The 10,906-nt window shown below is 43.8% G+C and carries 12 protein-coding genes; 5 read left to right on the forward strand and 7 right to left on the reverse strand.

All coding sequences use genetic code 11. From position 1 onward, the window contains the following. The first annotated feature begins 152 nt into the window (after positions 1-152). A complete protein-coding gene (locus AABK37_RS37170; protein ID WP_432556464.1) occupies positions 153-431 on the forward strand; it encodes a Calvin cycle protein CP12 in 279 nt (92 codons plus the stop codon). Between the two features lie 3 nt (positions 432-434). On the opposite strand, the gene AABK37_RS37175 is transcribed toward AABK37_RS37170, so the two are convergent. Continuing rightward, positions 435-1,247, reverse strand: coding sequence for a TlyA family RNA methyltransferase (locus tag AABK37_RS37175; RefSeq protein ID WP_432556465.1), 813 nt, complete (start codon positions 1,245-1,247; stop codon positions 435-437). Between the two features lie 191 nt (positions 1,248-1,438). After that, positions 1,439-1,948, reverse strand: coding sequence for an allophycocyanin subunit beta (gene apcB, locus AABK37_RS37180; RefSeq protein ID WP_432556466.1), 510 nt, complete (start codon positions 1,946-1,948; stop codon positions 1,439-1,441). 357 nt (positions 1,949-2,305) lie between these two features. Here apcB and glnA point away from each other — a divergent pair, with 357 nt between their 5' ends. Continuing rightward, the gene (gene glnA, locus AABK37_RS37185) at positions 2,306-3,721 is read left to right on the forward strand and encodes a type I glutamate--ammonia ligase (RefSeq protein ID WP_432556467.1); all 1,416 of its coding nucleotides are present in this window, start codon (positions 2,306-2,308) and stop codon (positions 3,719-3,721) included. Between the two features lie 187 nt (positions 3,722-3,908). Here the strand turns inward: glnA and AABK37_RS37190 are convergent, their stop codons facing one another. Beyond that, positions 3,909-4,112 (reverse strand): hypothetical protein, encoded by a 204-nt coding sequence (locus AABK37_RS37190; RefSeq protein ID WP_432556468.1) that lies wholly within the window; start codon positions 4,110-4,112, stop codon positions 3,909-3,911. A 334-nt stretch (positions 4,113-4,446) separates the two neighbouring features. Between AABK37_RS37190 and AABK37_RS37195 the strand changes: the two genes are divergently transcribed. Then, positions 4,447-5,502, forward strand: a complete 1,056-nt coding sequence (locus tag AABK37_RS37195; RefSeq protein ID WP_432556469.1) for a class I SAM-dependent methyltransferase — start codon at positions 4,447-4,449, stop codon at positions 5,500-5,502. Between the two features lie 146 nt (positions 5,503-5,648). Then, the gene (locus tag AABK37_RS37200; protein WP_432556470.1) at positions 5,649-6,539 is read left to right on the forward strand and encodes a ferritin-like domain-containing protein; all 891 of its coding nucleotides are present in this window, start codon (positions 5,649-5,651) and stop codon (positions 6,537-6,539) included. A 468-nt stretch (positions 6,540-7,007) separates the two neighbouring features. Here AABK37_RS37200 and patX read toward each other — a convergent pair whose 3' ends face one another. The 3 genes from patX to AABK37_RS37215 all read right to left on the reverse strand — a co-directional run bounded on the left by patX (position 7,008) and on the right by AABK37_RS37215 (position 9,576). Further along, a complete protein-coding gene (patX, locus tag AABK37_RS37205; RefSeq protein WP_432556471.1) occupies positions 7,008-7,250 on the reverse strand; it encodes a heterocyst-inhibiting protein PatX in 243 nt (80 codons plus the stop codon). Between the two features lie 107 nt (positions 7,251-7,357). Beyond that, positions 7,358-9,130 carry an FAD-dependent oxidoreductase gene (locus AABK37_RS37210; protein ID WP_432556472.1) on the reverse strand — a complete coding sequence of 591 codons (1,773 nt, stop codon included), beginning with the start codon at positions 9,128-9,130 and terminating at the stop codon, positions 7,358-7,360. 200 nt (positions 9,131-9,330) lie between these two features. Continuing rightward, complete coding sequence (locus tag AABK37_RS37215; protein WP_432556473.1) at positions 9,331-9,576, reverse strand: hypothetical protein; 246 nt, start codon at positions 9,574-9,576, stop codon at positions 9,331-9,333. A 234-nt stretch (positions 9,577-9,810) separates the two neighbouring features. Between AABK37_RS37215 and AABK37_RS37220 the strand changes: the two genes are divergently transcribed. Continuing rightward, positions 9,811-10,002, forward strand: coding sequence for a hypothetical protein (locus tag AABK37_RS37220; protein WP_432556474.1), 192 nt, complete (start codon positions 9,811-9,813; stop codon positions 10,000-10,002). A 36-nt stretch (positions 10,003-10,038) separates the two neighbouring features. Here AABK37_RS37220 and AABK37_RS37225 read toward each other — a convergent pair whose 3' ends face one another. Continuing rightward, complete coding sequence (locus AABK37_RS37225; RefSeq protein ID WP_432556475.1) at positions 10,039-10,332, reverse strand: hypothetical protein; 294 nt, start codon at positions 10,330-10,332, stop codon at positions 10,039-10,041. Between the last annotated feature and the right edge of the window lie 574 nt (positions 10,333-10,906).

The raw sequence follows: 10,906 nt of genomic DNA on the forward strand, positions 1-10,906 counted from the left end.
CCCCTCCCCCCTCCCCCCTCACCTTTCCGAAATGCATGGACGGTTTTCCTACCGGCATTTTATGTGAGGCACGTCTAAACTAGAAATTAAGCACCTGAAATAATTCAGAAGCTCGCAGTCGATTTATAAACCAACACACAAAGGTAAGTATCATGGCTGACATCTCAAACGTAGTCCAGGCTGCTGTTGAATCCGTCAAGAATCAAACCAAAACTATAGACGAAGCAATTTATGACGCAATTACAGAAGCCCGTGAAACCTGCGATTTAAACGGTAGCAATTCTGCTAACTGCGCTGTAGCTTGGGATATCGTCGAAGAATTGCAAGCAGAGAAATCTCACAAAAACCAAAAAACAAAAGGCAAATCTTCTTTAGAAAACTACTGCGATAGCAATCCAGAAGCAGTAGAGTGTTTAATCTACGACGTTTAATCCCTAGCCCCTCAATTCAGCAACAGCAGACTTTGTAACTTGCTGAACAGCTTCTAAATCAGGCGGTGGTGTTTCGCTTTCCATATCCAGCCACAAAAGATATTCAATATTCCCAGCAGGACCAGCGATCGGCGACCAAGTTAAACCCTTGTACTTCCATCCTATATTTTGAGCAGCTTGCAAAACCTGAAAAATTGCATCAGCTTGGTCGCCAGAATCACGAACAACGCCTTTTTTCCCCACACGGGACTTCCCAACCTCAAATTGTGGCTTCACCAGTAAAACTGCTTCTCGGCGAGATTGAGTTAACTCCCACAAAGCAGGCAAAATCTTGGTTAGAGAAATAAACGAAACATCCACCACCGCCAAATCAGCTTTTTGTGCCTCACCATATAACTCATGCGGTTGCAGTTGTCGTAAATTAGTGCGTTCCCGCAAAACCACCCGCGAATCATTTCGCAAACCCCAATCAACTTGACCGTAACCCACATCAACCCCGTAAACTAGCTTTGCCCCAGCTTGCAAAAGACAATCAGTAAAGCCTCCCGTCGAAATACCGCCATCCAAACAAACCCGTCCTGACACAGAAATATTAAAAAATTCTAAAGCCTTCGCCAACTTCTCACCGCCACGAGAGACAAAACGCGATCGCTCCTTAATCCTAATATCTGCCGCGACATCAACCACCGTCCCCGCCTTATCCACAACCTGTTGATTAACAGTCACCTCCCCCGCTTGAATCAACCGTTGCGCCAAAGCGCGGGAAGTACACAAATTTAACTCCACCAATAACATATCCAATCGCTGCTTAACCAACTACTCCCTTCCCGATAAAAGAATACCTAAAACGAACCGCCAAGACACCAAGGAAGCCAAGGAAAGAGTTATTCGCATCAGGAGTCTTTTTTCTTCCTTCGTGTCCTTCGCGCCTTCGCGGTTCGTAAAAAAGCGAGTCTCCAAAAGAAACTCGCTCTATTTTATCTTCTGAGGCGAACCCCGAATAAAAACTAAATATCCTGCTCGCTCAACTCCCGCGTCATATAATCAAAAGGCTCATCCAAAAAAGCAGTATTGGTAACACCAGCCGCCGCCACTTGCTCCTTAATAATATCCTTCATAATCTGGATACCGCGAACCGTCGGACCAATAGGCACACCCAAAGAATTGTAAGTTTCCCGCAGCCCTTGCAGCACCCGCTCATCTAGAACATCCATACTACCAGCAACCAGCGCATAAGTAGCGTAGCGCAAATAGTAATCCATATCCCGCAGACAAGCCGCATAGCGACGAGTAGTGTAAGCATTTCCACCGGGGCGAATCAACTCCGGCTGTTCTTCAAATAACTGAGAACCAGCCTGTTTGACAACCGACGCCGCATTAGAATTAATTGCCCCAGCTGCTTGTACTCGTGCTGTACCACTTTCAAAGTAAGACTTGAGACTGTCGATCGCATTCCGGTCAAAATACCGTCCAGCTACGTCATAATTCTTAATTAAACTTGTTACTGCATCCCGCATTCCTTTTTCTCCAATCAATCCTATTTATGGTTTGATATTTATCTGGCTGCTTTTATGCGCCTATAAATTTTTTGTGCTACGGCAAAAGTCTCAGCACAAAAAGTAATCCATCAGCTACTTAAAGGATTCTATGTCAAAGTTGACCCTGTGAAATGAACTGTTAAGTTTTGTGAAACTGGTTAAGCAAAGGTAAATATAAACTTTAATCATGAGTTTTTGTAGCTTATGCAACAAAATTACCTAATGTCCTATCTTTAGGATATTCCAGGTATCTCACAATTTGGTTTCACCAAGCAGGGTCAGAATGCATTGAAAATTTCAGTTCTACCTTAGTAAATAAGCATACAAGGAGTAACCATGACAACCCCACAAGAAGTCTTGAAGATGATTCAGGACAACAACATTCAGATGATCGATCTGAAATTCATCGATACGCCAGGAACTTGGCAGCACCTCACGGTGTTTCATAACCAAATTGATGAGAGTTCATTTTCTGAGGGTGTACCTTTCGACGGTTCGAGTATTCGGGGTTGGAAAGCGATCAACGAATCAGACATGGCAATGGTTCTCGACCCGAACACAGCCTGGATCGATCCGTTCATGGCAGAGCCAACACTGAGTATAATTTGTAGCATCCAAGAACCGCGTACAGGTGAACCTTACAATCGCTGTCCCCGCGTTATTGCCCAAAAAGCAGTAGACTACGTGGTTTCTTCGGGCATTGGTGACACTGTTTTCTTTGGTCCAGAAGCTGAATTTTTCATCTTTGATGATGTCCGCTTTGACCAAAACGCTAACTCCGGCTACTATTATGTAGACTCTGTAGAAGGTCGTTGGAATTCCGGTAGAGAAGAAGGTCCCAACCTCGGCTATAAACCGCGCTTCAAAGAAGGTTACTTTCCAGTTCCCCCCACCGACACTTTCCAAGACATCCGCACAGAAATGCTGCTGACAATGGCAAAATGCGGCGTACCCATTGAAAAACAGCACCACGAAGTCGCAAGCGGTGGACAATGCGAACTCGGTTTCCGCTTTGGTAAATTAATCGAAGCTGCTGACTGGCTGATGACTTACAAATATGTCATCAAGAACGTTGCCAAGAAATACGGCAAAACCGTTACCTTCATGCCCAAGCCAATCTTCGGCGATAACGGTTCTGGGATGCACTGTCACCAATCTATCTGGAAAGACGGTCAACCTTTATTTGCAGGCGATAAATACGCTGGTTTGAGCGAAATCGCGCTGCATTACATAGGTGGTATCCTCAGACACGCACCCGCACTGTTGGCAATTACCAACCCCACCACAAACTCTTACAAGCGCTTAGTACCTGGTTATGAAGCACCTGTAAACTTAGCTTATTCCCAAGGTAATCGTTCAGCTTCTATCCGTATTCCTCTTGCCGGCAATAACCCCAAAGCAAAACGCTTAGAATTCCGTTGTCCGGATGCGACTTCTAATCCTTACTTGGCATTCGCTGCGATGCTTTGTGCTGGTTTAGATGGTATCAAGAACAAAATCGATCCAGGTGAACCTCTAGATAAGAATATCTACGAACTTTCGCCAGAAGAACTGGCTAAGGTTCCTTCTACACCCGGTTCTTTAGAATTGGCTTTGGAAGCATTAGAAAACGATCATGCTTTCTTAACAGAACCAGGTGTGTTTACTGAAGACTTCATTCAAACTTGGATTTCTTACAAGTTAGATAACGAAGTTAACCCAATGCGTCTGCGTCCTCATCCTTACGAATTTGGTCTTTACTACGATTGTTAAATTCTAGGGACTAGGGACTAGGGTCTAGGGACTAGGGACTAGGGATAAGTTGTTTAAAATAGCAATCCTCAGTCAGCCTAAATACGATATTTGAGAACATAATTAAGCCACCGCTAAAGGTGGCTTTTTTTTGATTAGCTGTCAGGGTTATTTTCATTTCTAGTCCCCAGTCCCCAGTCCCCAGTCCCTAGCTCATTGTGGCATTGCTGCGATCGTAAGTCATGCGAACGGTAGGTTCTATTTTGCCTTGAATCGGGTTCCAGTAGTGGGATGCTTCGCCAGCAGGAAGACCAAGTTCTTCACCAACACGTTCCAGCATCGATTGTTGACGATTCTTGACCAGCTGGTAATGACGCATCATCAAAGCACGCGCTTTTTCTTGGGTAGACATATCAAATTCCTCTTTATTGTTTTAATGATTTATAGATTCGTTTTTCATCTACGTTACTACTATATCAAGAAAATCTGTAACCAAAGTTACAAAATGCCTGTTTGCAATAAAACTTAATATTTAGGAGGTAAAGTAATGCCACTACGAAGCCCGACACCCTTCTAGGGTGAACGGCTAAAAGCTTCGCGATCAAATAATCCGCTCAGATTGACTTCAGACTTCAGACTTGACACTTCATCCTTTAGTCCGCATCTTTCTGAAGATTGATGAGAAAATTTTTACAATTATTTACAACAAAGTACTACAGGTAAAATAATTCCAGCCATTCTCACTCATGTCTGACACTTTGACCAAACTGACTTATCAGACTTTTCAGCAAGGTAAAAATTACTTTGGTCTGGCACACAAAATTTTAAGCACACGCTTAATGAATCTCATTTCTCCCAGTCAGCACCAGACCAAACCCATCCCAACTGAGCTTTTATTCAAAGTTCAACAAAGGCTAAATAACTTACTTGAAGTTGATTGGGAAGATGCTGAACGGGGGATGTATCCTACAAGCTTACTATTTGATAACCCGTGGTTGGACTTTTTCCGCTACTATCCAGCTGTGTGGTTAGATTTACCCCAAATTTGGGAGCGGGGTAACCAAAAGAAATATCAAGAATTTTCCCAAAATGTAGATATTGAGGGTTATCCCAGCTATTATGTGCAGAACTTCCATCACCAAACTGACGGCTACTTGAGTGATTACTCAGCTAATTTGTATGATTTGCAGGTAGAAATTCTCTTTGGTGGCTCTGCGGATGCGATGCGACGCCGGATTCTCGCTCCTTTGAAGGAAGGGCTAAAAGTTTTTAGTGATGTGTCACCTCGGCAAATACGTATTTTAGATGTAGCTTGTGGTACAGGTCGCACCATAAAGTTGATTCGCGCTGCTTTGTCTCAAGCGTCTTTGTATGGTACAGATTTATCGCCGGCTTATTTGCGTAAGGCTATAGAACTGTTATCCCAAATACCAGGGGAGTTACCGCAACTCTTACAAGCTAATGCGGAAGAGTTACCTTATTTAGATAACTATTTCCATGCTGTCACTTCTGTTTTCCTTTTCCATGAGTTACCCCCGACGGTACGTCAGCGGGTAATTGAGGAATGCTTCCGGGTGACAAAACCAGGTGGGGTGTTTATTATCTGTGATTCAATTCAGATGAGCGATTCTCCGGAAATGGAACCAATCATGGAAAACTTCCATGAAACTTTCCACGAACCTTACTACAAGAATTACACCACAGATAATCTGGTGGAGCGTTTAGAAAAAGCGGGTTTTGAGAATATTGAGATGCAAGTCCACTTTATGAGTAAGTATTTGATTGCTCGCAAGCCAGCATAACATTTTTGCGGATATTTGCAGCACGCGCGATCGCTCTACGTTTTTCCACCAATAAAGGTAGGGCGATCGCTACACGTTATAATGATCAACCGAGCTAGTACTAAGCTACTATCAAAAATAGCGGTTTACAAAACTCTATAAAAACTATGACTGTTGCTTACCCACGTAAATTTCAGAATGCTTTGGGTGCGAGAGATATCTTAAATCGGGTAGTGAGCGATCGCGAAATTCATTTAATCACCCTCAACCGCTACCGTTACAGCGAACAACGCAGCTGCAAAGACCTTACTGATTTAATTGAACTACTTAACGGCAAACCACCAGAATTAGTCCGAGATTTATCACATCATATCTCAGATGAAGCTCGTCACGCCATGTGGCTAACTGATTTGTTGGTGGAGTTGAAAAGTGATGTGGGAACTCCCCCTGGTTCATCCTACATCAACGAATTTGAAAGGCTCTTAGACAGCGACCAAAAAGATCCAGTTAAAGACCTTGATGATTTTCTGATTTCTTCCCTCGCAGCGATTAATGTCACTGAAAAACGAGGTTGCGAATATTTCTCAGCACACATTTACGCTCTCAAGCAAGCACCGCAAACCGAAGAAAATATTAAAATTCGGGAAACGATTGAGAAAATCCTGCCAGAAGAAGCAGGACACGTCCGCTGGGGTAATCGTTGGTTAGCAGAAATTGCCCGCAAGAGTCCAGAACATCAACAACAGGTGGAAAAGGCAAAGCGGAAATATGCAGCAATTGAACAAGCAGCGTTTGAATCCGGAATGGATATCACCTTAGGAGCGGAATTGCGCCGAGTTGCCAACTTGGTAGAAGTGGCAAACACAATGCCTGTTTGGGAACGTCCCCAGTATTTAATGGAGCGCTTACCGCAGACTTTGTTAGCACCTGACTTGCAGTTTACCAGAATTATGGCGGCACAAAAGGCTTGGCAGCGCGATCCACAAGCGTTTATGGATAAATTCGTGCCGATGTTCCTTAACGGCATTAAGGGCACAGAAAAGACTAAGCAATCATAAAACAATCCTTGCAGGGTTTTTGTAGAGACGTAGCAATGCTACGTCTCTATATTTATATGTGTTGCGATCGTGAAATGGTATTTTCTAGAACGAACAACATTGCAAATATCAAAGCAGCTCGAGCTACTAAAGCTTAACTGATAGTTTTAATGAGATTCGTTTCTAGATAAGTTGAAGTTGAGCTGGGAATTTTTCGATTATTGTTGTAATTGAAAAACTTTTGATGCTGTCTTGCCGTGAAGCTAGGTTGCTTCGCGTTTTCAGGCAAGGTTTACGACTCTCGTATGTATACAGAAGCTTACTGACGAAGTACTGAGCGATCGCTGCCCGTTTTTGTATCTCTACTGCTATATATGTACTAAGGGTGTATGTATCAAATATTTTGACATAACACCCTGTTTAACTCGATGAAGATTTTCTTGCTACAAGAAAATTGTCGCTTTAACAAGTTACCTTCCCTTATAGTTGTTAAACAGCAGGATATGTCTGACCGACATATTGCATTAACTCTCTGCGTCCGCTACCCCGATGAGGTATTGGCTGCTCTGGTTGGTTAGTTCTGGGTTTGGGCTTGGGTTTCACCGATATAAATTGTTCTGAATCATCATAGGATAGGAACAGATTAGATAAGCGATTTGCCATCGCTTGACAGTTAAAAGCTAAGGAGCCGAATACTAAGCTAGTAATTAGAAGTGAAATAGTTGCACGCATAACAAGTGTCTATTTTGGAACTCTCCACTTCACTTATACTTAGTTTTTTTTTCTGCGTCCGGACATTTTGACAAAAGCAACGTTTTTGACTGAAAAAAATGCCATGATTATTTTTCAATATGTTCAACTAATAACCAATTACCAGCACGATTCCAGGAACCGCAAATTTGTAGCGGTTGCTTATCAACAAAATTTTGCAGTTGCTCGTCTATATGCGATCGCAAGGTCACAATTGGTAAAGGCAATTGGTTTTGAGTTGCTGTGGTGATGCTAAATCTGTAATCTTGCCGATCTAGGCGATGGAAGATGCCCCGGAAATATTCTTTATTAAGTGATTGTACGTATTTATTTTCCAAGTAATTGTACTTAATATTAGATGAAATGGGACAATTTCCAGTAGCTGGATAAGCATCTGGGTTGTCTAAGTAATACAGTTGCCAGTCCAGCCATTCCGGATGATCGGGCGGTAAATTGAATAATGGAACGATTGTAGCCGGAGAATGTAAGTCTTGCAACAAAGCATTTTGCAGCATTCTCACAGGTAAATCTCTCGGCTGAATGTTCAACTCAACGCACATAGCAGCTGCCATTCCTGCCGCTTGACCGATGCCCATCACCACAGGTTGCAATCTCGTTGCGCCATTAGTGATATGCGATACAGAGATATTTTTTTCACACACCAATAAACCATCCGTTTGGGCAGGAATTAGACAACGGTAAGGAATTGTAAAGGGAGTTCCTGTCCAACGTCCCCCCCAGCGGATAGATTTGGGTTGTAGCTGGTAGTTGACTCCGGGATAATGGTGGTCATTGGCGTAATTACCAATGGCGATCGCTTCGATATTTAAGGATGCTACTCTACCAAAAGCGATCGGCAAAATATCCTGTTCTCGCACAGTAGTTAGTCCCACCAAACGGCGGCTTTCCCGGTAGTAGGGATGTAGGGCGTAAGCCGTGCTGGAATTTCGGTATTCGGGAAAAACTTGTTCTGCCAAGCCGTAGCGATGACCTAGCTGATTTTGGATAAAATGGGCAAAATTTTGGCTGTGCCAGCGACATTCTTGTAAAAACTCACTTCTTGATGTCTCTTTTTCTATCAAACGCCCGACTTCTTTACCGTAGTCATTGCCACAGATGGGCCAATTCATCATCAACAGCCCCCCCGGTAAGCGTCCGTAATTCAAAAACTTCTCGGCACCATAATCATCCCAAGCGCCTGCAAACATTGATAAATCTTCATTGGGTGCACCGGCAATTTCTGGAGCGACTTCTTCACCAAAATCTTGCATCATCACAACCCAAGTCGGCGCTTGCACCGGATATTTTTTTGTGATATAATTATAATTTGCTGGGGCGCTTGGTTCTGCCCATTCAGATTGCAATTCCCAACCCCAGCGATAAGGTATCTCCGCCAAAGCCAATAAATCTCCTAATTCTGTACCGTCGAGAATAATCTTAGCTTTGACAGTAAAATCAGCAAAGCGAACCCCAGTAACACAATCTCCTTGTCGCAAAACTTCTAAGGGAACTTTGCCAGCAATCCAATGCAGATTTGGTAATTCTCGCACCCAATCGGCAAAAATCGCCGCCCCAATGCGCGGATCGTAACTAAAAAAGCTTACCCAACTATTGTCTAGTCCTCCTGGCTGTCGAGAACGCAATTCTCGCAAAAATTCACCCCATAAACCTGTCTGAAATGCTTCTAATTCATTACCATCGGGTGCAGATACCCCGGCTGAAGTCAGCATTCCCCCCAACCAAGGAAATTCGCTCACCAGGATAGTTTTTACATTTCTTCGTGCTGCTTGGATTGCAGCAGCAGTTCCGCCGGTTCCCCCACCGACAACTAAAACATCAGCCGTGTATGTTTGATTAACCATTGCTTCACTCTAGGAGCGTTGTATGTGCTAGTGCTTTGACCAATTCATCAAAAAGCATATTTGCAACTTTCGCCATAAGTTTACCCTGCAAGTGCTTGCCATTTAGTAGCTGCTTGCCTTGAGGGGTTGTGAGATTCTTCAAAGCGTTTTTGTAGTCTAAAAGTCGCTTTGTGACTAAATTGGGCTTTAGCTTCCCAGTCTCAACTTGGCACAAAACATACTGCCATAAAGCCATTCGACACAGCGCGCCCACCTGAGGCTTTTTCTACCAATTCGTCACCCGATTGTTCCAGCACTGTCCCCATCTTGATCCGCATTTTAAATGCATCGCGAGAGCGGTTGCGCTTGGTCCGTTTGATATCTCCGGGCGATCGCTTAATTATGTTCACCCCGTCGCGGCGCTCGTTCTCGACTTTCTTAACCTCCTTCACTTCATATTCAATCAATGGTTTCCCCTCAGCACTTAAAAAAGCCTCAAACGGATAAATGCGACTCAGTAAGCGCGATCGCTCTTCAAAGACTTCTTACTATCGTGTAAAGACACACACACAAAGGCGTGTGAAACTGTTCGTCGAGACACTACCCCAACGACTAACCTCGTAGGGATTTTCACCCAGGTCTTATTCCCGCCTTGCCCGTGCAGTCTACGTTGCCACGCACTTACACCCGCCACTTATAGGATGAAGGCTTGGGGCATTCTGCCCAAAGATAGGTTTTTTACAGACTGTAGCTACAGCACAGTAACAGCACGAAGTTTGAATAACGTTTCGCGGCTTGGTTTGTCGCCATCTCCCACCACAGCAGGTCTTTGGGATAAGGGGGCTGCTATCTCCCCTCGGTTTTGGTGTTTGACAGCGAATGAGACACTGTAATTAACCAACCAGATTTAACCGGATTTCCCGCCAGTCTTAGCTGGTTGGTTTTACTAGTGCGAGCGGTTCGTCAAATTCTCCCTGTTGTAGCTTGTCGTAAAAGTCCTCTATGCTTAAAAACAGTTTATTCATAAAGCAGCTATAGCCCCCTTGACGCGATCGCGTAGCGCGTCCTACAGCCCAATTGTGCTTCGCACAATTGCCTTGTTCCTTTGGAACAAGGGAGAAGTTTTTTTTCAAAAAACTTATAGGCAGTGCGACGGACGATCGCGCTTCGATTTCCACATAACGCTCTAAAGCCTTAAAATCTTTGTGAGGAGTAATTTTCAAAGATGGTGTACAAGTCAGTTCCGTTGCGGTGCAACGCCAGTTATGAAACTCCGGCGGGTGCTGTGAGTCGAGATGCCCTTGGCGGCAAGATCGGCTTTTTCAACGGCTGCGCGGAGAATCATGTCAGCCCACCTTAGGGTTATTGGTTTATCTTGTGTGCGATCGCAAAACATCCTTTCTTGAATTTGACTTTGGCTTGTAGTAAAGCAATGACTCTCTCAAAACTGCATGTACAAATACAGATGCGGGTTTGACGTTTTCCGTCCGGTGCCGCCTTACGAGTCCGAGCGCGAAAATTGATATAATCTCTAGGACTCCCATCCGGCAGGTATTTCAAATGAGGGTTACACCAATGGTTTTAAATCTACTATTTGGATAGTTAGCAACAACAGTAGAGGTAAAGAAATTTGGAACAATGGGGTAAAAATTGGTGCGAACACCAATACAGATTCTTTAAGCACTGGAAGTAACGGCAGATTGGGTAGAGCCGTTAACAATAATTTCCGGGGATACTTTGGTTTAGTTGCAACTTGGATTGAGAAAAAATCGATTGCAGACATTCAAAATATATTTT

Source organism: Tolypothrix sp. VBCCA 56010, from assembly GCF_050875635.1.
In the GTDB taxonomy this organism is placed as follows: Bacteria; Cyanobacteriota; Cyanobacteriia; order Cyanobacteriales; family Nostocaceae; genus Hassallia.